A 25,903-nucleotide genomic window follows, 5' to 3' on the forward strand; every position below is an offset into this window, starting at 1 on the left:
ACTAAGAGGTGCGATGTATCACTTCGAAGAGAGAACCGTCATCGCATTTAAGTGTTTTGGCAGGGTATTTCAACAATAGCGCATAGTCGTGTGTCACCATTATGATGGTACGGCCGTTTTTGTTGATTTCTAAAAGTAGTTCCATCACTTCAGCACTTGTCTGTGGATCCAAGTTCCCCGTTGGTTCATCCGCAAGGATTAGATCAGGATCGTTCAATAAGGCGCGTGCAATTGCAACGCGTTGTTGTTCTCCACCAGAAAGTTGATGGGGCATTTTTTGAATATGTGTGCGCATTCCTACGCGCTCCAATACTTCTTCGATGCGTCTTTTAATAGCTTCTTGTTCCGTCCATCCTGTTGCTTTTAAGGCAAATTGTAGATTTCCGTATACTGTGCGGTCTGGTAATAACTTAAAATCCTGGAATACAATACCTAAGGAGCGTCTCAAAAAAGGAATGTCGCGCTCTTTTAACTGGCGAAGGTTATAGTCCACAATGATTCCTTCGCCTTCCGTTAAGGCTAAGTCAGCATATAGTGTTTTCATAAAACTACTTTTTCCAGCTCCTGTTTTACCTATGATATAAAGGAATTCTCCTTTGTTTACTTCGAGGTTAACATTAGATAACACCTGATGTTTATTTTGGTAAACATTTACATTTTGTAAGGATAAGATTACTTCTGACATAGCAACGAATGAATTAAAAGGTAAAAATACGAAAAAGTTGCGATTTATGGAAGGAGTTGTGCATGATTTAAACGGCGTTTTATAAAAAATCAATTCTGTTGTGTTTGTAGGTTTAAAGTTCTCATAATGCCACAAAAAAAGGAGTTCTTTTATGGAACCCCTTTTGTATTCTTTCATTTTATATTATTTCATTGTAGCGGATGATGGGAGTAACATACTCTTTACTTCTCCGAATCCAATGCGAATATCGTCATTTTGACAGAACCCCTTCATGGTGATGGTATCGTAATCCTCAATAAAAGTTCTTGTAGTACCATCAGCTAAAGTAAGGGGATTAGCACCAGCCCAAGTCAGTTCTAACAAGGAACCAAAGCTGTTAGGAGTAGAACCAGAAATCGTTCCCGACCCCATAAGATCTCCTGCGTTGATCTTACAGCCATTGATGGTGTGGTGAGCCAGCTGTTGACTCATGGTCCAATACAAGTATTTGAAATTAGATTGACAAATAAGCGTATCTGTTCCATTTTCAGGTTGCAGATAGACCTCTAAGTTAATATCAAATGTTTTGTTTCCTGTTTGCTGTAAATAGGGAAGTGGTGTAGGTTCTTGCTTGGGGCTTGCCGTTCTAAAGGGCTCTAAGGCGTCTAAAGTAATCACCCAAGGCGAAATAGAAGTAGCGAAGTTCTTGGCTAAGAAAGGCCCTAGTGGAACGTATTCCCAAGTTTGAATATCGCGTGCACTCCAATCGTTTAGTAACACCATACCAAAGATGTGATCTTCCGCTTCATCTACTGGAATACTTTCGCCAAATAGGTTGGCATCCGTAGTGATAAATGCAGTTTCTAACTCGAAGTCAATGCGTTTAGAAGGACCAAAAACAGGTTGTGATTCTCCTTTGGGCAGCGTTTGTCCCAAAGGGCGTTTTACGTTGATTCCCGAAGGTATAACAGTAGAACTTCTTCCGTGGTATCCCACTGGAATGTGTAGCCAATTGGGCAACAATGCATTCGCAGGATCTCTGAACATTTTACCCACATTGGTTGCGTGTTCTTTACTTGAATAGAAGTCGGTATAATCTCCAATATACACGGGTAGTTGCATTTCTACCTCGTCCATTTTAAAGATGACTGCTTCTCTATGTTTTGCGTTGTTTTGTAAGGTGGAATTTGTTTTGTCAAAGATATCAGCGATTCTGTTTCGAACTGCACGCCATGTTTTTTTTCCACTAGAAATAAAATCATTGAGATTGTCTTGTAAAAACACATCGTCTGTGAGATCAATTCCCTTGAGGTAGCCTAACATTTGTAGCGCACTTAAATCGATGGCATGGTCGCCAATACGAGTTCCAATTGTTACAATATCATCTTTCGTAATAAAAACCCCAAAAGGAATATTTTGGATGGGGAAGTCAGATCCTGCCTGAACGTCTAACCAAGATTTTCTTTTCGGATCATTTGCCGTAATCATCATATTTATTGCTTAATTAGTTGAGTGAATAGTTTTATCAAATATATAATTATAGGGCAAATTAACAAACGAATTTTGTACATTTGAAGTCAATTTAACGAAATATACAATTCAGATGAGAAGAGATACAGAAATTTTCGACTTAATCGTAGAGGAAGGGGATAGACAAGTACACGGTATTGAGCTAATTGCCTCTGAAAACTTTGTGAGTGAGCAAACCATGGAAGCAGCTGGTTCTTGTTTAACTAATAAATACGCAGAAGGATATCCGAACAAACGTTACTACGGCGGATGTGAAGTAGTAGACGTTGTAGAGCAAATTGCGATTGATCGTGCAAAAGCTCTTTTTGGTGCTGAATACGTGAATGTTCAACCTCACTCTGGATCACAAGCGAATACCGCTGTTTTTTCTGCTTGTTTAAAACCAGGAGACAAAATCTTAGGATTTGATTTGTCTCACGGAGGGCACTTAACACACGGTTCACCCGTGAATTTTTCTGGAAAATTGTATAATCCAGTGTTTTATGGTGTAGAGCAAGAAACAGGTTTATTAAATTACGATAAAATCGCAGAAATAGCGAAGAAAGAGCAACCGAAATTAATCATTGCTGGGGCTTCTGCTTATTCTCGTGATATGGATTTCAAACGCTTTAGAGAAATCGCAGATAGCGTTGGAGCACTTTTAATGGCAGATATTTCACACCCTGCAGGATTAATCGCTAAAGGATTGATGAACGACCCAGTTCCACACTGTCACATTATCACAACAACAACTCACAAAACACTTCGTGGACCACGTGGAGGAATGATCTTAATCGGTAAAGACTTCCCTAATCCATTTGGATTAAAAACACCTAAAGGTGAAGTACGCATGATGTCTGCTCTATTGGATAGCGCTGTATTCCCAGGGAACCAAGGTGGACCTTTGATGCACATTATCGCAGCTAAAGCAGTTGCTTTTGGTGAAGCTTTATCTGATGAGTTCTTTACTTATATGCTACAAGTACAGAAAAATGCAAAAGCAATGGCTGATGCATTTGTCAAAAGAGGATACAATATTATCTCTGGCGGAACAGATAACCACATGATGTTGATCGACCTGAGAAACAAAAATATTTCAGGTAAAGACGCTGAACAAGCGTTGGTAAAAGCTGAAATTACGGTAAATAAAAATATGGTTCCATTTGACGATAAATCGCCTTTTGTAACTTCGGGAATCCGCATCGGAACACCAGCAATCACAACAAGAGGATTGAAAGAAGAAGATATGGATACTATCGTTGCTTTAATTGATAGAGTAATCACTAATCATACTGATGAAGCAGTAATCGAAGAGGTTGCTGACCTAGTAAACGACATGATGGAAGAACGTCCAATGTTCGTTTGGTAGTTTTTAGATGAAAGTAAAATCTAAGATAAACTGAGGGATTTCTAGTAATAGGAATCCCTTTTTTTTGTTTGTTGCTCTTTATCTCACCTAGTTTATATTGGTTTTGGTGTTCGATGAATCTTCGATTTGTTCGTTGCTCTTTGCACGGTTTGTTCGTTGCTCTTTGTGCAAACCGTACAGATTTATTTGTTCATTGTAAAGCGCAATTATCTTACAAGCGAAGAGACTAAACAAACCGTACAAACCGCGCACCGTACAAACCGCGCAAACCGTACAGATTACGTTGTTCAGGTTGTCAACCGTTAACTAGTTCATGAAGCAATAAAAATGTACTACACCTTCTACGCAAATTTGGTAGTGTCGCATATTGTTTTCTTCTAAGAAAAGAACATCACAGCGATCGTTGATTCGGGTTTCTTTTAAGAAGTGCATATCAATAACTTGAATTTGATCTACAGCTTCTTGACAAGTAAAAGCGGCGTCAATACACCACTCCAAATACTTGATATTGGTGACGTGTTTCACCATGTCCAAATCCGATAGTTTGACGCGCACTTGGTCAATAGGTTGATAATTGCCTTTGTGTAGTTTGGCGAAAGGAGTATCCGTCACTTTTTTATCGGTGTATTTGATAAAGTGTTCATGAGGTAAAGCGATGAGTTCAGGTCTACGTCTTTCGGTGTTGATGATTACCCAGAGGGAAGAAGCTACAGCGATAAGTAGGTCTCCGAGGTAGACCTCAAAATTCCGTATGGATCTCACCCCATCAAGGCGCTCGATCCAAGTATGAATGGTAATTTTATCTTGCCATTGCGGTAATTCAGCTTTTTTCTCTATTCTGAATTTGCTCAATACCCACGCTTGATTGTGTGTTTTTAAATCCCAAAAACTAATTCCGCCTAAGACCGAGTGATCTGCTGAAGCGCTTTGAATGAATTTACACAAATCCACCCACTTCAAGCGTCCAGAAGGAGAACAAGCAAAGAAGTCTATTTCGTAAGACTGTTGGTGAATGGAGGTAAATTGGTCGGAAATGGGCATACTAATTTAGTTTATTTGCTTGGTAATATCCTCTATAATTGATGAACTATCTTGTTGAAAGGAATACCAAGTGGTGTTTGGTGTGCGTTTAAACCAAGTAATTTGTCTTTTGGCAAAACGACGTGTATTCTTTTTAATTTCTTCTACGGCTTCATCTAGCGTGGCATTCCCTTTAAAATACTGGAATAGTTCGCGATAGCCTACTGTTTGGAGTGCATTGAGGTCTTGCTTGGGAATTAGCGCTTTTACTTCCTCTAGAAGTCCGCCTTGGAGCATGAGATCCACGCGTTTATTAATGCGGTCATACATTATTTCACGTGGAGCTTCCAAACCGATTACGATGGGAATAAAATTGCGTTTTACTTTCTTTTTCGCTAGAAAACTAGAGTAGGGCTGTCCCGTACCGATGGAAACCTCTAAAGCTCGGGTAACGCGCTGAGGGTTGTCTAGGGCTACCTTTTCATAGTGAACAGGATCGAGTTCTTTTAATTGGGCTTGTAGATAGGGTAATCCCTTTTCTTCTAGGGCTTGGTTGAGCTCTTCTCTAATGCGAGGGTCTATATCAGGGAATTCGTCTAATCCCTCTAAAATAGCATTGACGTATAGGCCCGATCCACCGACCATTACTTGTACGTTATTGCGTTCAAATAAGCGATCTAAGAGGGCAATAGCGTCCCGTTCAAAATCGCCTACTGAATAGGCGTCTTGAATGCTGATATGTTGAATAAAGTGATGGGGTACAGCGCTGAGCTCCTCCGGAGAGGGAACAGCTGTGCCTACTGTCATTTCTTTAAAAAATTGACGGCTATCACACGATAGAATTTCACATTGAAAATGTTGAGCAAGTCGAATGGCTAAGGCCGTTTTTCCAATTGCTGTTGGGCCAATAACGACAAGTAAATAATTATTAACGGGTAAAGACATCTCCTAATTTTTGTCCGCAATTATAGCAATAATTGGCGTCATCATCATAAATTGTTGTTGTACAAGAAGAACAAGATCTTCTGCGTCTAGCATCTACGCTTTTATTGCGTTTTAAGCTAGTAAATTCCGCGGTCACAATTCCAGTTGGTACGGCAATAATTCCATATCCCATAATCATAATAAAGGAAGCAATCATTTGACCAATGGTAGTTTGAGGCGCGATATCTCCATAACCAACCGTAGTCAGGGTTACAATACACCAGTAGATACTGCGCGGTATACTGGTGAATCCATTGTCTTTTCCTTCGATAACATACATTAACGCACCTAATAAGATGGAAACAACTACGATAAAGTAGATGAAAACAATAATTTTTGTTCTACTGGCTTTAATGGCTAGTTTTAGGTTAGACTCCTGACCAATGTATGGAACGAGATTGAGAATACCGAATAAACGAAGGAGTCGCAAGGCTCTTACTACGGATAGTACTCCTAAATCAGAAACAAAGAACGACAAATACATCGGCATGATGGAAATCAAATCCACAATACCATAAAAACTAAAGATGTATTTGAGCGGTTGTTTATTACAAATAATCCGCAAGATATATTCGATGGTAAAGAAAATCGTAATCACCCATTCCAAGACCTTCAATAGGGTGTGATGCTTCATGTCGTAGCTCTCAATCGACTCCAACATAACTAAAATCACACTCATGAGAATCACGGCGAGTAAAACTAAATCGAATAGTTTACCCGCGAAGGTATTGGATCCATAGATGATGATATAAATCTTCTGTTTCAGAATATCCCACTTATTTTTTAGTCTGCGTCTCAACGTATATACTTTTAATAATGGATTAATTTATAACCTGTTTTTTTATTCAAATAATTGAGGATAATGTTTCTGTTGTTTCGATGAAATGTAATTGGCGTAAGGTTTGCTGCAATTCGTGCAGGATCGTTGATTTGATAATTCAAATCGTAAAAACAATATCCCAATAGTTTTCCTTGTTCCAAAACAACCGCACTTCGCTCATTGATGCTCCGTCCTTTATCGAGGATTAATGCATAACCATCATCTAGGTTGTATTTTTGTAATAAGCTAAGCAATAGCTTATTGTATTCATTGTAATGTAGTTCAAATGTAGCACAAAAAGTTTCTTCTGTCACTTTATTTGATTTTTTTTCATGGAGCACTTCCAAGTAATAAGGCTGTTCAAAATCAGCTGTAATTTTATCAATGAATTTTCTACCTTCCGTTAGGGAAGTAAACGCCATATAGTTTTTCTTGCGTCCATCCGTTTTTTCCAAGCTAAAATAGCAGTAGCCTTTCAAGTTGGTTTTGATATACAAGGAATAAGGGAAAACGCCCTTTTTCGTTATTTTGTTGTATTTGGGTTTATTTAAGAGCACTTCTTCCGCTTCTTTCAGGATGGCAATCAATTCATTTCCCGTTTTTTCAAAGGTTACCGTATAGGTTTCTTTTTGCACCTTTTTGAACAGTACGGAGTTATTGGTAAAATGCTGCATAATTTTTTTCTTGATGTTGCGGCTTTTACCGATGTAAATAATTTGGCCATCTTCATTGTGGATATAGTATATTCCAACGGAAGTAGGAAGATTGTCTGTAATATCGAAAAACTTGGGATTAAATCCAGTTTTAATATCGGATTTAATCATGCTAGTTAAGATTGTTTTTTCGGTGTCTTTGGACAAGAGTAGCTGAAAGAGCTTTAGAGTAGCTAAGGCATCTCCATAGGCACGGTGTCGATCCGCTAGGGGAATACCTAAGTTTCGCACTAATTTCCCTAAGCTATAGGAAGGCATTTCGGGTAATAATTTTTGTGCTAGTTCAACGGTACAAAGCGTATCTTTTTGAAAATCATATCCCAAACGACTAAATTCATTGCGCAAGACGCGATAGTCAAACGAGGCGTTGTGTGCAACGAGGACACAGTCTTCCGTAATTTCTATAATGCGTTTAGCTAATTCATAAAACTTTGGTGCTAAGCGCAGCATAGCACTGTTTATCCCTGTTAGTTTTACAACAAAGGGTTGAATATCTTTTTCGGGATTGACTAAGCTAATGAGTTGGTCTACGATTTGATGGCCATCAAATTTATAGATGGCGATTTCGGTTATTCCCTCCTCATTGAACTGACCACCTGTGGTCTCTATATCTAAAACTGCGTACAATAGTATACTTATTTGTTTAGTTCGTAATTGCGTTCTCCAAAAATGGTACTTCCTATTCTAATCAGTGTACTTCCACAATCAATAGCGATAGGGTAGTCGTTACTCATACCCATAGATAGCGTATCGCATGCTACATTAGGCAAGTGATTATAGGATGTTTTTACCTTTTCAAAAATCGCGTGTAGCGTAGAAAATTCTTGTCTAATTTGATCCTGATTATCGGTAAATGTTGCCATTCCCATTAGTCCTTGGATCTTTATATGGTTGAGGGTTTTAAATTCCTCGCTATTTAGCAATTCCATTAGTTCGCTTTCATCGAGGCCGAACTTTGTTTCTTCATCTGCGATAAAGAGTTGGAGTAAACAAGGGATTACGCGATTATTTCGCTCCGCTTGTTTGTTGATTTCTACAAGTAAACGCAGGCTGTCCACCGCGTGAATTAAAGCTACAAACGGCGCCATATACTTCACTTTGTTGCGCTGTACATGACCAATCATATGCCACTCAATATCTTTGGGTAGAGCGTCATATTTATCCGTCATTTCTTGTATCTTATTTTCACCGAAAATTCTTTGTCCTGCTTCATATGCTTCTAAAATTGCCGCATTGGGCTTTGTTTTAGAAACAGCTACTAAGCTCACCTGTGTGGGTAGGTCAGCTTTAATTCGTTTTAGATTCTCAGCAATACTTGACATAATCTTCTATTTTAAATTTCATAGGTTAATAACCCATTCATGAACTTAGGTTCAATATAGGTACTTTTTGGCGGCATGATTAAATCGTTATCCGCCACCAGTTTTATCTCTTGCACATTGGTTGGATAGAGCATAAATCCAACTTCGTATTCTCCATCATCAACTAATTCTTTAATGGCAACAATTGACTCATTACCAGGAATATAATCAATTCTAGCGTCATTTCTTAAATCGTCTAACCCCAAGATAGGGTTTAAAACAGCATCATACAAGATTTGGGCATCCAATTGCATCAAAATGTTGTCTGTTTTGATTTTATCTTTGAGCTTTAACGAGTAAAAATCGCCGTCTAAGTACATGCCAAACTCCATTTTTTTAGAGGGTTTCCACAGCTGTTGCTGCTTGTTTTTTACGGTGAATTTTTCGCTTAGTAGGGCTAAAAACTCTTCTTTCGTATGGTTGTTTAAATCGTGTATAATACGATTGAATTCGTATATTTTTATATTGTTTTCTGCGATGAGAAAGGTCATAACCGTATTGCTGTGCGAATGGGGTTCAAAGCCATTTTCTCTTTTGAGCAAAGCGGCAGAGGCAAAGCGGTGATGGCCATCAGCGATGTACATTTCCGGAATATTGTCGAATTCACTACAAAGCCAATCAATACAGGCTTGATCGTCGATTTTCCAGATCGTATGTCGCTCTTTGGTCACCGTTGTAAAATCGTAAATAGGTCTATTTTCTTTATAGGTTGCGATCCAACTGTTGATGTTTTCCTTGTCGGGGTACATCATCAAAACAGGTTCAGTGTTGAATCGACTGTGGTATAAATACTCTTTGAATAGTCTTACGCGATATTCAAGGGTATCTTCGTGCCGTTTGATAACGTTATTTTCGTAATCTTCGATACAAGTACCTGCGACAATACCTGTGAATTTCCAATTTTTTGTTTCAATTTGATAGAGATACAAAACAGGATGTTCTTCCTTTGTTAGAATACCTTCCTTTTTAAAATCATTGAATTTTGCAGCCACCATTTTAAAGCGCTTATCACTAGTCACCTTTTGAGGATTGACGTAAGCGGGATGTAAAACGTGAATGAAAGAAAAGGGGTTGTAGTCTAAAAGATAGGCTAATTCAACTGCATTGTAGTCTTCGAAAGACCTGCAAGTTACCAAATTAGCTTTATCTCGTGTGGGGCGTATCCCCTGGAAAGGAATTATTTTTGCCATTCTTTACTATATGGTATCAAAAAGTAAGACAATCGACAATGGTATCGATTGTCTTGATATGATGGTTTATTTTATTTGTTTTTCAATTAAGAAAACATTTTCGCCACTTTTTCTGCTTTTTTACTAGCAGCATAATCATAAAACCCTTCGCCAGATTTTACCCCTAATTTACCAGCCATTACCATATTGACCAATAGCGGACATGGTGCGTATTTTGGGTTTTTAAAGCCGTCATACATTACGTTTAAGATGGATAAACAAACATCTAAACCAATAAAATCGGCCAATTGTAAAGGTCCCATAGGATGTGCCATTCCCAACTTCATAACCGTATCAATTTCTTCTACGCCAGCTACGCCATTGTACAAGGTTTCGATTGCTTCGTTAATCATCGGCATTAAGATGCGGTTTGCAACAAAACCAGGGTAGTCATTTACTTCTGTAGGAACTTTATCTAACTTGGTTGACAACTCCATGATTGCTTTTGTCACTTCGTCCGTTGTGTTGTAGCCGCGGATGATCTCTACCAATTTCATGATTGGCACAGGGTTCATGAAGTGCATACCAATGACACGTGCTGGATTTTTTACAACAGATGCGATCTGCGTAATGGAAATTGAAGATGTATTTGAGGCTAAGATCACATCTTCTCTACATACAGCACTTAATTCTTTGAAAATGTTTAGTTTTAAGTTTACATTTTCCGTCGCTGCTTCAATAACTAAATCAGCATTAACAACGCCGTCTTTAATTTCTGTGTAGGTAATAATATTCTCGATTGTTGCTTTTTTGTCAGCTTCTGTGATAGAACCTTTGGCAATCATTCGATCTAGGTTTTTGCTAATCGTGTTCATTCCTCTTTCAATAGCTTGCTCAGAGATATCGATTAAAAGTACTTTAAAGCCTTTTTGAGCGAAAGTATGAGCAATTCCATTTCCCATTGTACCTGCACCAATTACAGCAATATTTTTCATAAGTTATATGTGTGTTAACGAGTTAATTATACATTAGTTTTTGAACGCTTCAATGATTTGGTAAGCCAAGCGCAATGCTTTTGTACCATCTTCCAACGTCACAATAGGCGTTGTTTTATTTACAATAGCATCGTGGAAGGTTTCCAGCTCATCTAAGATAGCATTATTTGGTAGAACCGTAGGGTTATCGTAGTAAATTTGTTTTTTTACACCTTCGGCATTTTGCAAGATTAAGTCAAAATCACCAGGTGTTTCTGGGGCATCTTTCATTTTTACCACCTCACACGTTTTTTCTAAATAGTCGACAGAAATATAGGCATCGCGTTGAAAGAAACGCGATTTACGCATGTTTTTCATGGATATTCTACTTGCTGTTACGTTGGCCACACAACCATTTTCGAATTCGATACGCGCATTGGCAATATCGGGTGATTCGCTAAGTACTGAAACACCGCTAGCGCTCACGTGTTTTACAGGTGAGTGAACCACACTTAAGATGGCGTCTAAATCGTGAATCATTAGATCCAATACAACAGGAACATCTGTACCTCTTGGGTTGAATTCAGCCAAGCGGTGTGTTTCGATAAACATTGGATTTTCAATTTTAGAGCTAATCGCAACGAAAGCAGGGTTAAAGCGTTCTACATGTCCTACTTGTCCGAGTACCTGGTGTTTTTTCGCTAATGCAATGATGGCTTCCGCTTCGGCTACTGTTGTAGTGATGGGTTTTTCTAAAAAAACGTGTTTGCCCGCTTCAATGGCTTTTTTCGCACAGTCAAAATGGGAGAGTGTAGGCGTTACAATATCCACAACGTCAACGGCTTGAATTAATTCGTCAAGGCTGTCAAATTTGGTATAACCAAACTCTTGTGCTACTTTGTTTGCATTGTCTGTAAAAGGGTCATAAAAACCTACTAGTTCGTATTTTTCTGATTGGTTGAGCAAACGCAGGTGTATTTTACCTAAATGTCCAGCTCCCAATACGCCAATTTTAAGCATAAAAAAATAATTTTGAACAAAAATAAAACTTATTTATGGATTGGGTAAAATTTAAGCTTTAAATCTTTCGCAATACTTTGTTTGGATGGTTTTAAAGGGTGTGTTTTATCAAAATAATAGTTACTTTTGTGTAAATTATTTAATTACCGTGAAAGATTCTACGAAGCACCAAGGATTGCGCAATCAGTTGGTCGAAGCGTTGAAGGAAAAAGGCATTGTAGATCAAGCTGTACTTCAGGCGATTAGACGCATTCCTAGACATTTATTTATAGATTCGAGTTTTGAAAATTTTGCTTATCAAAACACCGCTTTTCCCATCGGTGCAGGTCAGACGATCTCGCATCCGTATACGGTTGCCTTTCAATCGCAGTTATTGGGTGTAAAACCAGAGGATAAAGTGTTGGAGATTGGAACGGGGAGTGGATATCAAACCGCAGTGCTAGTGGCAATGGGCGCACGAGTGTACAGCGTTGAACGACAGCTAGAACTGTATAAGAAAACCTCTTTACTACTGCCTAAACTAGGCATTCGCCCCAAATTACTTACTTTTGGAGACGGTTATAAAGGCTTGCCCAACTACGCGCCTTTTGATTCAATTATTGTTACTGCAGGAGCACCATTCATTCCACAAGCTTTGATGGGACAACTCAAAGTAGGGGGACGCATGATTATTCCCGTTGGTGAGGAACAACAAACGATGATCGAACTCATCCGCCTAAATGAAACTCAATTCGAAAAACACGAACATGGCGATTTTAAATTCGTCCCTATGTTAGAGAATAAAAACTAAATAGATACAAAAAGCATCCCCTAGAGGATGCTTTTTTAGAAAAATGGTATTCTTGTTTGTTGTTTATTTTAAATGGAAAGTGTATTGTACTGTTTTTCATTCAACTGAAACATATACTTGTGTGCATTTGGTGTTCCAATAAAATACGAGGGTAAGTCGCTGAGTTGCACTCCGTATACTTTTAGGGCAAATTCACATACCACTAATGCAATCCCAGCTTTATTTGCAGCATCTAAAGTGGAACGCAATTCGCTGTCGTTTAACTCTTGAACCATTTGCCCCATAATGACAATTTCGAAAGCAATCGCAGGATTGGCTTTTTTCATCTCCGAAGCAGTCATAATCGAAGCGCGTAAATTTTTAGTCGATTGAACTAAAATAGCATATTTATCTCCTGTTGTTACTTGTGCAACTGATTCGCTTCTTGTATGCACAAGGTTTGTCGCATTTACCAGTGTAGTTGTTCCTACAAGTACGGCAATCGCCCATAGCATTTTCTTCATACTAATCTATTTATGTTTGTTTCAAGCAAAACTAGCAGTTCCCATCTAAATAAATGGTAACAATTGTTACAGTATAACAAAATAAATAAAGGTATTTTTGAGGTTACTTAAAATAGAAATAAGATGAATACCGTAGTCAATTACTTTAAAAAATGGACACCTATGCGCTATATCCGCTTAGCATTGGCTATTTTGTTAACTGTTCAAGCATTGGATGCTCGCCTTTGGGTATTGTTAATCCCAGCGGCTTATTTACTTATTCAGGCTGTTTTCAATTTTGGCTGTAAAAATGATTCCTGCCGTATATGATTTCTAGCCTATCGTTTGGCATTGTAGTTTGCGCTATTCTACTAAAACAGTGTATTTTCTACCGTCTTATAAAAACAACGCTATTTCTTTCGCTACTTCTTCTGCTTTCTCTGCCAGAATAAAATGCCCACACCCCTCTAGTTTTACTAGGGTAAGATCAGATGCAACAGCTACTAAAGATCCTTTGAGCATTTCGTATCCACTTCCTCCAATACCTAGTACAGGAAGGGCAAGAGGAGTGTATGACTTGCTGTCTTCGATGTCTTGCGTAAAGGCTTGATGCTGAGCATTTGAAGCTCGAATGGCATCTTTTGTTTGATAGGAAGTAGCCTAAAGCGATCGATCAAAATTGGAGTAGGGGACTGAGGTATGCGTTAAGATAAAATCTCCTAAATAAGAATAAGTGTCAAAACCACAAAGTGCAAAAAAAAAGGATTCCAACAATAGAAATCCTTTTGTATTTTAGAGAAATCATTCCTCTCCCATCACCCACTAGCGAACTAACTTAATATAGTTCTCTTTTGGATTATCTTGAATAGAAGCGCGGACATACAGTAATTCTTCTTTATTTGTTTTTACGTTTAGCCGAATCAAACCTACTTCACAATAGAAGAAAGCGTAGGTCTCATCTTGCATTTCGATATTGGAAATAGGGGTGTTTTGCAGGTCTATTTCCTTTTCAATTTTACCGTCTTTAGGGTTGACGATAAAGAAAGTACTCTTGTTGTTATAGGCGTATATTTTGTTGTTAAAGACCTCCATTTGTTTAAGTTCAAAGCGTCTGTCTGCTTGTTCTTTAAAAGGCACTTCGGTTTGCCAAAGGATAGCGCCATCTTTAGGGTTAATCGAGTAGAACGAACGGCTTGTTCCCACTAACAGTTGATTGTTCACATAGGCCATTTTATGTCCAATTCTTCCTTCTACTAAATCAATTTGCCATATGATATCTAAGTTATCAGGGTGTAAAGCAAAGATTTCGGATCCTAGATCCGCAATAAAAACACTAGTTCCATCGCTCACGGGTTTAGAATACATCCCTCTTTTAAACCCTCTTGCATAAAGTGCCTTTCCTGTTTCAGCGTCAAAGTTGTACACATAGCCCGCATTGGGAACAATAACTTTGTTGTTGGTGTACATGACAGGCATGTGATTGTAGGGGAATTCAAGTTTGTAGTTCCAAATATGATGGCCCGTATTTTTGTCAAAAGCATAAATATTGCTGTTTTCATATTGGGTAACCAAGTAGAGTAAATCGTTGTGGATAACCGGGATTTGGTTAATCATCATTTTGTGGTTTTCAATGTTTTTTATCCCTATTTTAACTTCCCAAAACACTTCCCCGGTTTTGTGGTTTAACGCATAGAGCTCGCCGTTGAGGAAGGGGATATATACCACGCCATTTTCTAGCGTCAACTTATTGCGAGAATAGGTAACAATAGAATCCTTTGCCTGGAAGTTCCAGTTGATTTTTTGTGTTTTAAGGTTGAAGGATTTCAGTGTACCATCATAATCATAGATCAGGATTGCATCTTGATCTAAAGGAACAGTTTGAATTGGTGCGTATTGCTCGTTGAGTACAAAATCGTATTCTGTACCAATTGTATTGTTGGAATACTGATTGGTTTTGCTTTCCGGTCCCATAGTAGGTGGCACAGCTTTTAAGTCTTCTGAAGTGGATTGTCCAAGTACAGCTGTAGAAACTAGCCAGCCTAGGATTAGTAATAGATTCTTTTTCATTTTTTTTTGGTTGTAGTATAAAAAAAGCATCCCTGTTAGGATGCTTGCTTGTTGTAGGCCTTGTACTAATACGCTTTTTTCAAGCGATCTAAGGCTATTTTATTATCTCGGTCTTTGATTGTTTCGCGTTTGTCGTAGTTTTTCTTTCCTTTACACAATGCAATATCCATCTTAGCCAATCCTCTCTCATTGATAAATAAGCGCAAAGGAATGATGGTTAACCCTTTGTTTTGTACACTCTTATGTAAGCTTTTTAGCTCTTTTTTATTCAGTAATAGTTTGCGCTCCGTTTTAGCCTTGTGATTGAAGTGACTGCTGTTTGCATATTCTTCAATATGTGAATTGATTACGAAGAGTTCTAAATTTTGAAACTCACAAAAACTCTCCGCAATACTAGCTTTACCTAGTCGTAGGGATTTAATTTCTGTACCTGTCAGTACGATTCCAGCTGTATATTTATCTAAGATTTCGTATTCGAACTTAGCTCTTTTATTTAGAATGTTGATGTTCTTTTGCATAGCACAAAAATAATAAAAATTTAAAGTAAAACTATAGTTTGAGTAGAAACACTTGAGTAGAGCATCAAAGGCATCGAATTCGATTTATAAACCAATACCCAAAGACAAATACAACCTACAGTCGTAGGATGCTTTTTAGCTATATCAAATAGATTGTTTTAGGTTGTACCCGTTTAGTAGGTATTCTTATTGTGTTGCCTTTAGTATCCCTCTAGTATGCGTCCATAGTGTCTCTATAAAAAACACACTTTTTAATAGAGGCACTATGGACTCACTATGGACTCACCATGGACTCACCAAAATGTAGACACAAAAAAAGGCTATTGCAATATCGAGCAATAGCCTTTTTTATATTGTAAAAGTAGGAATTAAAGGAATTTATATCCTACGGCAATAAACCAAGTGTTTGGTTTTGATGAAAAATCTTTGCTAATGTTGCTCAAACCACCGTCATACGATACGTCAACTGTGAATTTTAAGATATCAACCCCAGCACCTACGCGGTATCCAATGTTTGATTTGTCAAATTCGTTGAATGCATTGTCAACAGCGCCTTTTGATAAATTATTTAAAACAGCAGTATAGACTCCACCGCCAAAAACTCTTAGGTTATATAGTGGACTCTTAAGTAATTTATATCCGTATACAACTGGAATTTCGATGTTTTTCATTGTCGCTTTGTCACTGCCAAAAGCCCATTCGAACTTAACGCTTTTCTCTGAATACATTAGATCTGCTTGGATATATGAACGACTGATATTGATTCGCGCCATAGCCCCAACACCGAAGCCTGTAGAGTTTTTTGTGCTGTAAACTTTCGGATTGCTTGAGAAATCTGTGAAGTTTAATCCCGTTTTAATCCCTATGTTTATCGGAGATTGCGCATAAGAATTAAAAGATAATGCCACAAGCATAATGCTAAATAGTAAACTTAGTTTTTTCATAATCTTTTTTTTATATAAGTGCTAAATTAAGTAAAAACGAATCGCTTACAAACAAAGAGTGTAAAAAAATGATAGTGATGGGGCAGAGACAAGAGGAAAATATTATAAAAATAGAGTAGCTCGAAAATAATATTTGAGGTATTATAGGGAAGGTCGCAGGGCGAATCTGCTCCATGTTTTGTCATTTTTAAAAGAAGCTGTTGGTGGAGACCTAAACAAGGTAAAACGCTGTGTACAAGTAATCGGCTCTTTTAATACGGTTGATACTTATACTCAACACGCTGCCTTAATGAATCCTGCTTCTGATCTTGTCGTTGCCGTATTTGGCGAAAAAAGGAAAGTACACGTGCAACACAGGCGGTGCAAGTTCACTGCCCTTGGGATCTAGTGTTTCGATTCAAACCGTGTTTGAGGTGGAGTAATTGTTTGCCTTCGCTACCTAGGAAAAAGTACACCCATATAAAACGCTTGACCGAACGAGTCTACAAGCAAATACAACCCAAGGGAAACTTCATGAACTAGACCTAAGGGCAGTGAGAAATGATAAAAATCAAAAAAATAGCTGTTCGTTTTTCAATAAATTGTATTTTTGAAAGGAGAACGCAACGACAGGGAACAGCAGTTGCGCTCTCCACTTATTCACCTCCACCTTACGCGAAAAATATCAATAAATACTACCATTATGCGTAATTTATTTGGCCTTTTTTGGCTGTTTTTTTTCCTGTATTTTATCTTTGGACATCCTGCCGTTATTTATTATAGCAGTGAATACCCCAAGCAGTATTTAGAACAGGTTAATCCAACGGAATCTCTTGTTTACCTAGGGATTAGTATTGTCTTATGGAGTGGGATATTCCTAGTTTTACTGCGTATAATCTATGGCTATACATTTAAAAGAAAGTGGAACATCAACCGCATTAATCAAACAGGAAAGCGATTGGACGCTTTCATTGTACAAACAAGTAAAAGCGCTAGTTCTGTTCGGGATCAGGCAATTAAATCGGTGGTTTTGCAGTTGAAGAACCTCCAGCAAGAGCCCATACAACACCAAATGGATATTTTCGATTCAAAGCCTATGGAAAGGCGATTTGAGGAAGGCAAGCACATACAGCTAAGGGTTGATCCTACGTTTAAACTTAAACCCTACGTTATCCTAGAGGGAACACAAGGAAAAATCAACGGGCTGTTTTTTGCGGGATGGTTGCTTTTGCTCAGTGGGGTGATCTATTACTACGTCTTTTCCTACCAGCTGGAAAATGCGAATTATGGTTGGCGATTTTTATCCCTAAGTCATCCTTTAATCAGTAGTGGGGGATTTTTGATTTTCTTTGCGGGTATCTTCTACTTGATTTTTAAGTTTATCATTTTGAAGAAATTGAATTTAGGTAGCTCAAGTTTGGCCTTAAAGTTTAGTGGTCTGAGGGCAGCGGCAGTTATTCAAGAGGTGAAGCAGACTGGAACGTATATCAATGAACAACCAGAAGTTCGATTTGAGGTTGAATATACAGATGCAACGGGTGTAATCCAACGTGCAACTGTTAAGAAAGTCGTCTCTCTGCTCGACCTAGGCAACATTCAAACACAGCGGAATTGTGTTGTTTTTTACAACCCCAAAAATCCTAATCAGGTGATGTTTGAGTCTGATGTGAATACAAAATAAACACAGTATGAGAAAAAGTATATATAGTCTTGGTTTAGCGGTTGTTTTTTTGTTGATGAGTTCGTGTACAGAATTTATAAAATCAATAGAAGATACTAAAAAGGGAAAGGATATGGAAACGGAAGACTTACCCCAACACTTGCCGGAAAAACAAGAAAATACGGCTGCTATTGACCCACCTATTTTCTCTAAAAAAGAGAGGGGATTTGCGGCAGATAAACAGCATTTACACGAGGTTGAAGTTGCACTTCGCCAGTTGCCCCAGTTTGAAAATAAACCGATTTACGTTTATCAATCGATTCATTTTTACGATAATTATCGCGTCTTGCTCCAAGTGCAAAACCCAGATAATCCAGACTATGTTGATGAGTACTATTACGCTAATGGGCAGTGGCATGAGCCAAAGCCAATTGTTTTATCTAAAAACGCAAAAATTGAGCAAGACTTATTATCTTTAGATGAAATTCCCTTTGTCAACGCCAATAATGTATACGAAGCTCTCAAGCAAAAAGTTGAAGAGATTGGAGGCGATTCTTCTGATTTAACCGTATATGTTATTACGAGAAAGAATAGGGTTCGCTGGTATCCGCGCACGGTTTCTAACGACCGCTCACGCTATGCAATTGAGTTTAACAAGGATGGAACATTACTATCATTCGAACAAGAATAAATAAAGGATGCACATTAGAAAAATGAATGTCGATGATGCCGTGGTTGTCACGGAACTCTTGACGCAGTTGGGATACCCAGAAACGGTGGACTTTATCGGTGCTAAAATCGCAAAGATGAGCCGACATACACAAGAAAAGTTACTCGTGGTCGAAGTGGACGATGTTGTAGTGGCTTTTATTTCGCTTCACCTGATTCCACAACTAGCTATGCGAGGCGATTTTATGCGAATAAGTTACTTTGCCGTAGAGGAAGAGCGAAGAAACGAGGGAGTCGGGAAAATGGTAGAGGACTATATTGCCGCTTTGGCTAGGCAAATGGGATGTGATCGAATCGAATTACACTGCCACAGCCGAAGAGAAAATGCGCACGCCTTCTATGTGAAACAAGGGTACGAAGAAGTGCCAAAATACTTCGTTAAACACCTAGCCAAATAATGAAACACCGCTATTCCTAATACAGTTTGACCAATTGTTGCACCTGTGATAGAATGCGAAAGAAATAGTATACCTTTGTTGAACAAAAAATACAATATTAGAATAAGACGTTATGGGAATCTTTTCAAAAACTTGTGAATATGCATTAAGAGCGGTTTTATACATTGCCAAAAGAAGTGAGCAAGGGCATAAGTCGGGCATAAAGGAAATCGCACAAGAAATCAATTCTCCAGAACACTTCTTGGCCAAAATCTTACAAAAACTAAGCAGAGAAGGGCTTATTCAATCGACAAAAGGACCCAACGGTGGATTCTATCTGGAGAAAGAAGACTTTCATCGTCCGTTGGCTGAAATCGTGGAAGCAGTTGAAGGCAAAGAACTTTTCGTTGGCTGCGCCATGGGCTTGAGTTACTGCTCTGAAACAAATCCTTGTCCTTTACATCACGATTTTAAGCAGATTAGAGATAATCTCGCTTGTGTGTTGAAAACAACTTCTATAGGTCAATTTAACCAAGGACTCATCGACGGACACTTTACACTGAACAAATAAAAATACAGTTTAGAAAATTTTAGTTCTTTTTACTTGAATAAAGGATAGAAATATCTTTTATTTGCATTAATGAGACGCACTTGTACAAGTGTTGTATCTAAATAGAGGATAAAAACCTCTTTTAATTTATAATTTAAAACTAAAATCAAATGACAACAGAACAAAAAGAACTCGTAAAATCAACTGTTCCTATTTTAAGAGCCCATGGAGTGGTGCTAACCAAGCATTTTTATCAACGTATGTTTGCGCACAATCCAGAGTTAAAACACGTGTTTAACATGGGGAATCAACAAAATGAAAAGCAGCAAACGGCTTTAGCAATGGCTGTATTGGCTTATGCTGAGCACATTGAAAATCCCAGTGTATTGTTACCAGTTGTTAATTCCATTGGGCATAAACACACCAGTTTGGATATTCGCACAGAGCATTATGCCATTGTAGGTAAACATTTAATAGCTTCAATCAAAGAAGTTTTAGGAGAGTTGGCAACAGATGATTTGTTAGGTGCCTGGGCTGTTGCTTATCAGGAACTTGCGGATTTGATGAGTGGTCACGAGCAAAATATATACAATCAAAAAGTAGCTGAAAAAGGAGGATGGACTGGTTGGAGACCTTTTGTAGTTAAGGAAAAAGTAGTTGAATCTAGCGAGATTACTTCTTTTTATTTATACCCCGCAGATCAAGGTCCTATTGCAGATTTTAAACCAGGACAATACCTGAGTTTGCGCCTTTTCTTACCTGAATTGAATCTGTTGCAACCACGTCAATACAGTATTTCCTGTGCGCCTAATGGAACGTATTACCGAATTTCTGTTAAAAAAGAGGTAGGGAGTCAGCATCCTGATGGTTTGATAAGCAATCGCTTGCATCAAGTAGTACAAGTGGGTGATCTTGTGGATGTATCTTCTCCTTCTGGAGTGTTTGTATTACAAGAAAATCAAGTAAAAACCAAGGTATTTATCAGTGGAGGAGTGGGACAAACCCCTTTATTGTCGATGTTAGAGTCGATTATAGAGCAAGAAAAGGAAACGGCGGTGAAATGGATTCACGGTTGCAGAGGAGTGGAAGTTCACGCCTTTAAACAACGCGTCGAGGAATTAGCAACAGTTTCGCCAAAGCTAAAACAACATATCTTTTACGATAATCCAGCAGAATCTACCACTGCGACTTACAAAGGTTGGGTGGAATTAGCCCAGATAGAGGATGATATTCTATCGCAAGAAGCTGAATACTACATTTGTGGACCGCGTGGATTTATCGAAAAACACTATCAGTATTTAGTGGAACAAAAAGTAGACAAAACAGCCATCTTCTTTGAGGAGTTTGGTCCTACATCATTGACACTATAATTTTTTTCATTAGTATAATTTGAAAGCGAGAAATGAGGCACTCCTAGTTGAGTAGGCCTCATTTTTTATTGCTGATCCCTTATGGCTAATATCGACTAGTTCGAATGGTTGAGTTTAAGTGATAAACTTCCAAAAGAGGCTAAACAAAATTGAGGTAGTGTGGCTGTAACTTTGCTATTTTTTCTTCTGCGTGTACTCAATATCAGCGTTAATAGCTAGCAATTGCTCTACGAAAGCGATAGGGTGTTCTGGAGAAATTAGAATGCTATCAAAAGTATTATACCAAATTTCTAAACGTTGGTTAGATAAAGCCGGTCCACTGACTGTACTTTTTGATTCTTCTATCTTGCGAATGCTTTGTATGGGAATGTTTTTAGTGACACATATTCCTCCTTTTATGTGTAAGTTGTTTTGCGTCGGGTCAATTTCATAATAGGTCTGATAGTAAATATCAGTAAGCATCATTACTGCGATTATGGCGATCAACCAAATGTACCAAGTCCCAGCAAAAAAAGCACTTACTAAAGAAGCCACTCCAACAGTTGTGAAAAGTATTTTTATACCCATAGAAATTTTACTTTTGTACCTTGTTTTCATCTACATGTCGTATCTAAATTGAGCTAAAGATATTCTATTTTGAAGTAAAATGTTTACCATAGTCTTGATTTGGTCATAAAAATACGACTGGACTACTATCTATTCTTAAACTGAGTTATTTAAACACTCCAGACTACCTTTACTTTTGTGCTCAAATTGATACAGGCGAATCTAGTATAATCGCTTGTTTTGTTTAACTACAACTTAATTCAATGATTATGAGTAACAACAACTACAACAACAAACTTTTATTTGAACTCATCAAACGAGAAGAAAGCCGTCAACGCGATTCACTTGAGCTCATTGCTTCGGAGAATTTCGTCAGCGAAGCGGTTTTACGTGCTAACGGATCTATTCTGACTAATAAATACGCAGAAGGTTATCCAGGAAGACGGTATTATGGGGGGTGTGAGTATGTAGATTTAGTGGAGAATATGGCGATTGAGAGTATTAAATCAGTCTTTGGTGCGGTTTATGCAAATGTACAACCGCATTCAGGTTCTCAAGCAAATTTCGCTGTATTTTCATCCTGTTTGCAACCGGGGGATAAGATTCTCGGTTTTGATTTAACTCATGGTGGGCATTTGACTCACGGTTCTTCGGTTAATTTTTCGGGCAAGCTATACCAACCTGTTTTTTATGGTGTAGATCCTACCACTCATTTGTTAGATTACGATGCTATACAGGCGATTGCCCTAAAGGAACGACCAAAGATGATTATTGCTGGAGCGAGTGCTTATTCAAGAGCGATTGATTACGAGCGTTTTAGGGTTATTGCTGATAGTGTCAATGCTATTTTATTGGCAGATATAGCGCACCCTGCTGGGCTTATTGCCAAGGGGTTGTTAAGTGATCCTATACCGCATTGTCACATCGTTACCACAACTACTCATAAAACCCTACGTGGTCCTCGTGGGGGCGTGATCCTTTTGGGAAAGGACTTTGAGAATCCACTTCAATTAAAAACGGCAAAAGGAGAAATTCGAATGATGTCTTCTGTTCTTGATTCTTCCGTATTTCCCGGTAATCAAGGAGGTCCTCTTATGCATACCATTGCAGCAAAAGCAGTGGCATTCAATGAGATTCTTACGGATGAATTTACTGCCTATGCCCACCAAATTCAAAAGAATAGTCGCGCTCTTGCTGATGCCTTCTTAGAAAAAGGGTATTCCATCGTTTCAGGCGGAACGGATAACCATTTGATGTTGGTCGATTTAAGTAATAAAGGAATTACCGGAAAAGAAGCCGAGCTAGTCTTGGAACAAGCGGGAATTACCCTCAACAAAAATATGATCCCCTATGATACTCAATCCAATGTAGTTACTTCTGGTATACGAATTGGAACACCTGCTGTTACCACCCGCGGACTCAAACAAAAAGAGATGTATAGCATTGTCAATTTCATTGATGAAGTCTTGAAAAATAAAGACAATGCCCTAAAACACCGCCAAATTAAAGAAGAAGTCCATCACTTGATGCAGAATTATCCCATGTTTGCGCATGAATTAATTTCCAGGTAAATCGCTCAGGAAATGGATGTGAGTATACACCAAAAATAGAAGTGTATGGATTTAATTTTTTTTCTAGTGGTACCTCGTAGTTTTTTGCTACGGGGTATTTTTTTAGGAGAAAGATCAATACCTATGAAAATTACTACAAGAGAACGAGGTAGTCTGGACTATTTAATAGTTTAAAACTGGCATACATATACGATCCAAATAACTTTTACTTTTGACCTATAAATAAGAAGTCAATACAGTTAAAACAGCAGTTTTGCTGCTAACAGACAGAACGAATAACTCATAAAACAGCAGCAGTAGATGAATACAATTCAAATGGTAGATTTAAAAAGGCAGTATCAACGCATTCAAACCGAAATTGATGCAGCAATCAAAGAAGTGATTGACAGTACCGCTTTTATCAATGGTCCGGCAGTAAAGGATTTTGCTGCTAACTTAGGGGCTTATACCCAGGCAAAACACGTGATTCCCTGTGCAAATGGGACCGATGCCCTACAAATAGCCTTAATGGCACTAGATTTAAAGCCTGGAGACGAAGTGATTACGCCATCATTTACGTTTATTGCTACGGTGGAGGTGGTCGCTTTATTGGGATTAACTCCTGTATTCGTAGATGTGGATCCCCATACATTTACCCTAGATATAACGTCTTTAGCTCAGGCTATTACCCCAAAGACTAAAGCGATTATCCCTGTGCATTTATATGGACAATGTTCGAATATGCAGCCGATTATGGAGTTGGCCAATGCCCGTGGAATTGCTGTTATTGAAGACAATGCTCAAAGCATTGGAGGGCATTATATTTCTGATGAAGGAATTAGAAAAACGGGAACCATCGGAACAATTAGTTGTATTTCGTTCTTTCCTTCTAAAAATTTAGGTGCTTATGGCGATGCAGGTGTGATTCTAACGAATTCTGATGCCATAGCGGGGCGTATGATGAAAATATGCAACCACGGATCAGAACGACGTTATTATCACGAGATTATTGGCGTTAATAGTCGATTAGACAGTATACAAGCGGCAATTTTAAATGTAAAACTCAACTATTTAGATCAGTATTGCGATAAACGACGAGCAGTAGCTGCATACTACAATCGTGCTTTTGCGGGTAACAAGCACATTCAAACACCTTTTGAACCAGCTTATAGTTACCACGTCTATCATCAATACACCCTGATTTTAGAAGGAGTAGATCGAGATGCTGTACATCAAGCCATGGCAGCTCGTGGCATACCAACCATGATCTACTATCCTGTACCTTGCCATCAACAAGAAATGTTTAAAGCACTTCAAGAGCGTGAATACGAGCTACCCCATACCGAATACTTGGTGTCTCGCGTTTTATCGCTGCCCATTCACACCGAATTGACAGAGGAGGAATTGACGTTTATTAGTACGCAATTTATAGAAGCAATCGAAGAAGTCAAAGCAAAACAAGCAACGACTATAGCGTAATTGATAGAAAAAGGAAGTTTAATCATTAGTGATTTTGCGTCATGATGCAGAAAAAAACAATAATTATTCACAGTAAAGTAGCTTATGGGTATGTGGGGAGTAATACGACCTCTTTAGTATTACAGCTAGCTGGACAAGATGTTATTGCTGTTCCAACAGTTGTTCTGTCCAACCGCTATGGATTGGCAACTGTAGGAGGAGGATTATTACCCGAAACCTTGTTTCAGGACGTATTGGATGGAATTTTAAAGTTGAATATACTCGATGAAGTGGCGACTATTATCACGGGCTATATAGGATCAGCGGAGTTAGTAGAACAAACAGCTGCGTTTATTCGAACCATCAAGAAGAGTCATCCAGCTATACTCTATCTATGTGATCCTGTGATGGGAGATCAACCGCAAGGGTTATATGTCAACCAAGAAGTGCCAAAAGCAATTATGCAACATTTGTTGCCTTTAGCGGATGTTTTGACGCCCAATCAGTTTGAAATGGAGACTATTTTACAACAAAAAATTAGCACTGAAAAACAAGTTGTTCAAGCTATAGCAAAACACGATATACTCCAACATAAAGATATTTTAGTAACGGGATGCAGATTTGAAGAGGAGGGGGATACCTTACAAATTATAGTCAAACACGCAACATCTTATGATCGGGTAACTACCTCCTATGTGCCTGTTGATCCCCCAGGTACAGGTGAACTTTTTGCTGCTTTGCTACTGCGGTATAAATTGCAAGAGTACGATTCCTATGTCGACTGTGCCAAAGAAGCCAGTATTTTGATTAAAAGAGCGCTGCAGCGCATCGCAAAAGAAGGAAGAAGTGAATTCGATTTAAACGACATATTGCTGCTGCATTTGGACATGAAAGAGGTTATGGCCATGCAACCGCATTATTGAAATGAAGTAGAGCATATTATGGGAGGAAGGAGAGTTTGATCATATGTATTTGGAAATCAATAAAATATTTTGTATATTGATTGTTGACAGTTAACAAACCACCGTTAACTAATACGGTTCCGTGGCCGATTGGGAGGCCTGACTACGCAATAGTCAGTAGATTGGTTCGAATCCAGTCGGAACCTCAAAAATAATAGTTTACTGCATCGTGCAGTAAACCGTAAACCAATATTGGCATAAACAAAAAAGCCTTCTAAAATAAATTAGAAGGCTTTTTTTGTGTGGGGAGAGCAGGATTCGAACCTGCGAAGGTTTCCCAACGGATTTACAGTCCGTCCTCGTTGGCCGCTTGAGTAT

28 protein-coding genes and 2 tRNA genes are annotated in these 25,903 nt (G+C 38.4%); 13 read left to right on the forward strand and 17 right to left on the reverse strand.

The features are described from left to right. Window position 1: 1 nt before the first annotated feature. On the reverse strand, window positions 2–685 hold the full coding sequence (locus tag HX062_RS14680) for a cell division ATP-binding protein FtsE (RefSeq protein WP_286467925.1): 684 nt from the start codon (window positions 683–685) through the stop codon (window positions 2–4). Between the two features lie 183 nt (window positions 686–868). Continuing rightward, on the reverse strand, window positions 869–2,155 hold the full coding sequence (fahA, locus tag HX062_RS14685) for a fumarylacetoacetase (RefSeq protein WP_182626317.1): 1,287 nt from the start codon (window positions 2,153–2,155) through the stop codon (window positions 869–871). 112 nt (window positions 2,156–2,267) lie between these two features. Between fahA and glyA (HX062_RS14690) the strand changes: the two genes are divergently transcribed. Then, window positions 2,268–3,542: a serine hydroxymethyltransferase gene (gene glyA, locus HX062_RS14690; RefSeq protein WP_182626318.1), complete on the forward strand. Its 1,275-nt coding sequence runs from the start codon at window positions 2,268–2,270 to the stop codon at window positions 3,540–3,542. A 306-nt stretch (window positions 3,543–3,848) separates the two neighbouring features. On the opposite strand, the gene HX062_RS14695 is transcribed toward glyA (HX062_RS14690), so the two are convergent. The 8 genes from HX062_RS14695 to HX062_RS14730 all read right to left on the reverse strand — a co-directional run bounded on the left by HX062_RS14695 (window position 3,849) and on the right by HX062_RS14730 (window position 11,603). After that, entirely contained in the window at window positions 3,849–4,583 is a 735-nt protein-coding gene (locus tag HX062_RS14695; RefSeq protein ID WP_286467926.1) for an acyl-[acyl-carrier-protein] thioesterase, read from the reverse strand. A 6-nt stretch (window positions 4,584–4,589) separates the two neighbouring features. Next, window positions 4,590–5,507 (reverse strand): tRNA (adenosine(37)-N6)-dimethylallyltransferase MiaA, encoded by a 918-nt coding sequence (miaA, locus tag HX062_RS14700; RefSeq protein ID WP_286467927.1) that lies wholly within the window; start codon window positions 5,505–5,507, stop codon window positions 4,590–4,592. After that, window positions 5,491–6,345, reverse strand: coding sequence for an ion transporter (locus HX062_RS14705; RefSeq protein WP_182626322.1), 855 nt, complete (start codon window positions 6,343–6,345; stop codon window positions 5,491–5,493). Before HX062_RS14705 ends, miaA begins: the two co-directional genes overlap by 17 nt. Before the next feature lie 11 nt (window positions 6,346–6,356). Further along, a complete protein-coding gene (locus HX062_RS14710) occupies window positions 6,357–7,706 on the reverse strand; it encodes an exonuclease domain-containing protein (RefSeq protein ID WP_182626323.1) in 1,350 nt (449 codons plus the stop codon). 8 nt (window positions 7,707–7,714) lie between these two features. After that, entirely contained in the window at window positions 7,715–8,401 is a 687-nt protein-coding gene (locus HX062_RS14715; protein WP_286467928.1) for a YggS family pyridoxal phosphate-dependent enzyme, read from the reverse strand. Between the two features lie 11 nt (window positions 8,402–8,412). After that, the gene (locus tag HX062_RS14720; protein ID WP_182626325.1) at window positions 8,413–9,630 is read right to left on the reverse strand and encodes a DUF1015 domain-containing protein; all 1,218 of its coding nucleotides are present in this window, start codon (window positions 9,628–9,630) and stop codon (window positions 8,413–8,415) included. A gap of 86 nt (window positions 9,631–9,716) precedes the next feature. Next, window positions 9,717–10,604, reverse strand: a complete 888-nt coding sequence (locus tag HX062_RS14725; RefSeq protein ID WP_182626326.1) for a 3-hydroxyacyl-CoA dehydrogenase family protein — start codon at window positions 10,602–10,604, stop codon at window positions 9,717–9,719. A gap of 33 nt (window positions 10,605–10,637) precedes the next feature. After that, window positions 10,638–11,603 carry a Gfo/Idh/MocA family protein gene (locus HX062_RS14730; RefSeq protein WP_182626327.1) on the reverse strand — a complete coding sequence of 322 codons (966 nt, stop codon included), beginning with the start codon at window positions 11,601–11,603 and terminating at the stop codon, window positions 10,638–10,640. A 148-nt stretch (window positions 11,604–11,751) separates the two neighbouring features. On the opposite strand from HX062_RS14730, the gene HX062_RS14735 reads away from it, so the two are divergent. After that, window positions 11,752–12,393 (forward strand): protein-L-isoaspartate(D-aspartate) O-methyltransferase, encoded by a 642-nt coding sequence (locus HX062_RS14735; protein WP_182626328.1) that lies wholly within the window; start codon window positions 11,752–11,754, stop codon window positions 12,391–12,393. 68 nt (window positions 12,394–12,461) lie between these two features. Here the strand turns inward: HX062_RS14735 and HX062_RS14740 are convergent, their stop codons facing one another. Continuing rightward, a complete protein-coding gene (locus tag HX062_RS14740; RefSeq protein ID WP_182626329.1) occupies window positions 12,462–12,896 on the reverse strand; it encodes a hypothetical protein in 435 nt (144 codons plus the stop codon). A gap of 123 nt (window positions 12,897–13,019) precedes the next feature. Between HX062_RS14740 and HX062_RS14745 the strand changes: the two genes are divergently transcribed. Further along, window positions 13,020–13,205 carry a hypothetical protein gene (locus tag HX062_RS14745; protein ID WP_182626330.1) on the forward strand — a complete coding sequence of 62 codons (186 nt, stop codon included), beginning with the start codon at window positions 13,020–13,022 and terminating at the stop codon, window positions 13,203–13,205. Between the two features lie 66 nt (window positions 13,206–13,271). Here the strand turns inward: HX062_RS14745 and HX062_RS14750 are convergent, their stop codons facing one another. The 4 genes from HX062_RS14750 to HX062_RS14765 all read right to left on the reverse strand — a co-directional run bounded on the left by HX062_RS14750 (window position 13,272) and on the right by HX062_RS14765 (window position 16,404). Further along, window positions 13,272–13,397 carry a hypothetical protein gene (locus tag HX062_RS14750; protein WP_286467929.1) on the reverse strand — a complete coding sequence of 42 codons (126 nt, stop codon included), beginning with the start codon at window positions 13,395–13,397 and terminating at the stop codon, window positions 13,272–13,274. 300 nt (window positions 13,398–13,697) lie between these two features. Continuing rightward, window positions 13,698–14,942 carry an outer membrane protein assembly factor BamB family protein gene (locus HX062_RS14755; RefSeq protein ID WP_286467930.1) on the reverse strand — a complete coding sequence of 415 codons (1,245 nt, stop codon included), beginning with the start codon at window positions 14,940–14,942 and terminating at the stop codon, window positions 13,698–13,700. Window positions 14,943–15,007: 65 nt separating this feature from the next. Then, window positions 15,008–15,460 (reverse strand): SsrA-binding protein SmpB, encoded by a 453-nt coding sequence (smpB, locus tag HX062_RS14760; RefSeq protein ID WP_286467931.1) that lies wholly within the window; start codon window positions 15,458–15,460, stop codon window positions 15,008–15,010. Between the two features lie 368 nt (window positions 15,461–15,828). Next, window positions 15,829–16,404 carry a porin family protein gene (locus HX062_RS14765; RefSeq protein ID WP_286467932.1) on the reverse strand — a complete coding sequence of 192 codons (576 nt, stop codon included), beginning with the start codon at window positions 16,402–16,404 and terminating at the stop codon, window positions 15,829–15,831. A 178-nt stretch (window positions 16,405–16,582) separates the two neighbouring features. Here HX062_RS14765 and HX062_RS14770 point away from each other — a divergent pair, with 178 nt between their 5' ends. The 6 genes from HX062_RS14770 (at window position 16,583) to hmpA (ending at window position 21,069) form a co-directional block, all read left to right on the forward strand. Further along, the gene (locus HX062_RS14770) at window positions 16,583–16,792 is read left to right on the forward strand and encodes a RidA family protein (protein WP_286467933.1); all 210 of its coding nucleotides are present in this window, start codon (window positions 16,583–16,585) and stop codon (window positions 16,790–16,792) included. A 294-nt stretch (window positions 16,793–17,086) separates the two neighbouring features. Continuing rightward, entirely contained in the window at window positions 17,087–18,064 is a 978-nt protein-coding gene (locus tag HX062_RS14775; RefSeq protein ID WP_286467934.1) for a hypothetical protein, read from the forward strand. 7 nt (window positions 18,065–18,071) lie between these two features. Further along, window positions 18,072–18,734 (forward strand): hypothetical protein, encoded by a 663-nt coding sequence (locus HX062_RS14780; RefSeq protein WP_286467935.1) that lies wholly within the window; start codon window positions 18,072–18,074, stop codon window positions 18,732–18,734. A 7-nt stretch (window positions 18,735–18,741) separates the two neighbouring features. Continuing rightward, entirely contained in the window at window positions 18,742–19,170 is a 429-nt protein-coding gene (locus HX062_RS14785) for a GNAT family N-acetyltransferase (protein WP_286467936.1), read from the forward strand. A 112-nt stretch (window positions 19,171–19,282) separates the two neighbouring features. After that, window positions 19,283–19,720, forward strand: a complete 438-nt coding sequence (locus HX062_RS14790) for an RrF2 family transcriptional regulator (RefSeq protein WP_286467937.1) — start codon at window positions 19,283–19,285, stop codon at window positions 19,718–19,720. Between the two features lie 149 nt (window positions 19,721–19,869). Then, window positions 19,870–21,069 carry an NO-inducible flavohemoprotein gene (gene hmpA, locus HX062_RS14795; protein WP_286467938.1) on the forward strand — a complete coding sequence of 400 codons (1,200 nt, stop codon included), beginning with the start codon at window positions 19,870–19,872 and terminating at the stop codon, window positions 21,067–21,069. A 174-nt stretch (window positions 21,070–21,243) separates the two neighbouring features. On the opposite strand, the gene HX062_RS14800 is transcribed toward hmpA, so the two are convergent. After that, on the reverse strand, window positions 21,244–21,636 hold the full coding sequence (locus HX062_RS14800) for a PH domain-containing protein (RefSeq protein ID WP_255492369.1): 393 nt from the start codon (window positions 21,634–21,636) through the stop codon (window positions 21,244–21,246). A 248-nt stretch (window positions 21,637–21,884) separates the two neighbouring features. Here HX062_RS14800 and glyA (HX062_RS14805) point away from each other — a divergent pair, with 248 nt between their 5' ends. The 4 genes from glyA (HX062_RS14805) (at window position 21,885) to HX062_RS14820 (ending at window position 25,731) form a co-directional block, all read left to right on the forward strand. Beyond that, the gene (gene glyA, locus HX062_RS14805; RefSeq protein WP_286467939.1) at window positions 21,885–23,186 is read left to right on the forward strand and encodes a serine hydroxymethyltransferase; all 1,302 of its coding nucleotides are present in this window, start codon (window positions 21,885–21,887) and stop codon (window positions 23,184–23,186) included. A gap of 300 nt (window positions 23,187–23,486) precedes the next feature. After that, the gene (locus HX062_RS14810; protein WP_286467940.1) at window positions 23,487–24,644 is read left to right on the forward strand and encodes a DegT/DnrJ/EryC1/StrS family aminotransferase; all 1,158 of its coding nucleotides are present in this window, start codon (window positions 23,487–23,489) and stop codon (window positions 24,642–24,644) included. Between the two features lie 41 nt (window positions 24,645–24,685). Then, a complete protein-coding gene (pdxY, locus tag HX062_RS14815; RefSeq protein ID WP_286467941.1) occupies window positions 24,686–25,546 on the forward strand; it encodes a pyridoxal kinase in 861 nt (286 codons plus the stop codon). Window positions 25,547–25,661: 115 nt separating this feature from the next. Next, window positions 25,662–25,731, forward strand: a tRNA-Cys gene (locus tag HX062_RS14820). Between the two features lie 97 nt (window positions 25,732–25,828). On the opposite strand, the gene HX062_RS14825 is transcribed toward HX062_RS14820, so the two are convergent. Continuing rightward, window positions 25,829–25,903, reverse strand: a tRNA-Tyr gene (locus HX062_RS14825).

The sequence above is a fragment of the Myroides sp. DF42-4-2 genome (assembly GCF_030326445.1).
In the GTDB taxonomy this organism is placed as follows: domain Bacteria; phylum Bacteroidota; class Bacteroidia; order Flavobacteriales; family Flavobacteriaceae; genus Flavobacterium.

What these genes read in the sequence shown, in the direction of transcription:
- HX062_RS14765 (WP_286467932.1), bottom strand. Translation starts at nt 16,404, where the DNA reads ATGAAAAAACTAAGTTTACTATTTAGCATTATGCTTGTGGCATTATCT.
- pdxY (WP_286467941.1), top strand. Translation starts at nt 24,686, where the DNA reads ATGATGCAGAAAAAAACAATAATTATTCACAGTAAAGTAGCTTATGGG.
- HX062_RS14755 (WP_286467930.1), bottom strand. Translation starts at nt 14,942, where the DNA reads ATGAAAAAGAATCTATTACTAATCCTAGGCTGGCTAGTTTCTACAGCT.
- HX062_RS14780 (WP_286467935.1), top strand. Translation starts at nt 18,072, where the DNA reads ATGAGAAAAAGTATATATAGTCTTGGTTTAGCGGTTGTTTTTTTGTTG.
- HX062_RS14790 (WP_286467937.1), top strand. Translation starts at nt 19,283, where the DNA reads ATGGGAATCTTTTCAAAAACTTGTGAATATGCATTAAGAGCGGTTTTA.
- fahA (WP_182626317.1), bottom strand. Translation starts at nt 2,155, where the DNA reads ATGATGATTACGGCAAATGATCCGAAAAGAAAATCTTGGTTAGACGTT.
- HX062_RS14725 (WP_182626326.1), bottom strand. Translation starts at nt 10,604, where the DNA reads ATGAAAAATATTGCTGTAATTGGTGCAGGTACAATGGGAAATGGAATT.
- HX062_RS14775 (WP_286467934.1), top strand. Translation starts at nt 17,087, where the DNA reads ATGCGTAATTTATTTGGCCTTTTTTGGCTGTTTTTTTTCCTGTATTTT.
- HX062_RS14715 (WP_286467928.1), bottom strand. Translation starts at nt 8,401, where the DNA reads ATGTCAAGTATTGCTGAGAATCTAAAACGAATTAAAGCTGACCTACCC.
- glyA (WP_286467939.1), top strand. Translation starts at nt 21,885, where the DNA reads ATGAGTAACAACAACTACAACAACAAACTTTTATTTGAACTCATCAAA.
- miaA (WP_286467927.1), bottom strand. Translation starts at nt 5,507, where the DNA reads ATGTCTTTACCCGTTAATAATTATTTACTTGTCGTTATTGGCCCAACA.
- HX062_RS14740 (WP_182626329.1), bottom strand. Translation starts at nt 12,896, where the DNA reads ATGAAGAAAATGCTATGGGCGATTGCCGTACTTGTAGGAACAACTACA.
- HX062_RS14785 (WP_286467936.1), top strand. Translation starts at nt 18,742, where the DNA reads ATGCACATTAGAAAAATGAATGTCGATGATGCCGTGGTTGTCACGGAA.
- HX062_RS14730 (WP_182626327.1), bottom strand. Translation starts at nt 11,603, where the DNA reads ATGCTTAAAATTGGCGTATTGGGAGCTGGACATTTAGGTAAAATACAC.
- HX062_RS14750 (WP_286467929.1), bottom strand. Translation starts at nt 13,397, where the DNA reads ATGCTCAAAGGATCTTTAGTAGCTGTTGCATCTGATCTTACCCTAGTA.
- HX062_RS14680 (WP_286467925.1), bottom strand. Translation starts at nt 685, where the DNA reads ATGTCAGAAGTAATCTTATCCTTACAAAATGTAAATGTTTACCAAAAT.
- hmpA (WP_286467938.1), top strand. Translation starts at nt 19,870, where the DNA reads ATGACAACAGAACAAAAAGAACTCGTAAAATCAACTGTTCCTATTTTA.
- HX062_RS14695 (WP_286467926.1), bottom strand. Translation starts at nt 4,583, where the DNA reads ATGCCCATTTCCGACCAATTTACCTCCATTCACCAACAGTCTTACGAA.
- HX062_RS14745 (WP_182626330.1), top strand. Translation starts at nt 13,020, where the DNA reads ATGAATACCGTAGTCAATTACTTTAAAAAATGGACACCTATGCGCTAT.
- HX062_RS14800 (WP_255492369.1), bottom strand. Translation starts at nt 21,636, where the DNA reads ATGGGTATAAAAATACTTTTCACAACTGTTGGAGTGGCTTCTTTAGTA.
- smpB (WP_286467931.1), bottom strand. Translation starts at nt 15,460, where the DNA reads ATGCAAAAGAACATCAACATTCTAAATAAAAGAGCTAAGTTCGAATAC.
- HX062_RS14720 (WP_182626325.1), bottom strand. Translation starts at nt 9,630, where the DNA reads ATGGCAAAAATAATTCCTTTCCAGGGGATACGCCCCACACGAGATAAA.
- HX062_RS14810 (WP_286467940.1), top strand. Translation starts at nt 23,487, where the DNA reads ATGAATACAATTCAAATGGTAGATTTAAAAAGGCAGTATCAACGCATT.
- glyA (WP_182626318.1), top strand. Translation starts at nt 2,268, where the DNA reads ATGAGAAGAGATACAGAAATTTTCGACTTAATCGTAGAGGAAGGGGAT.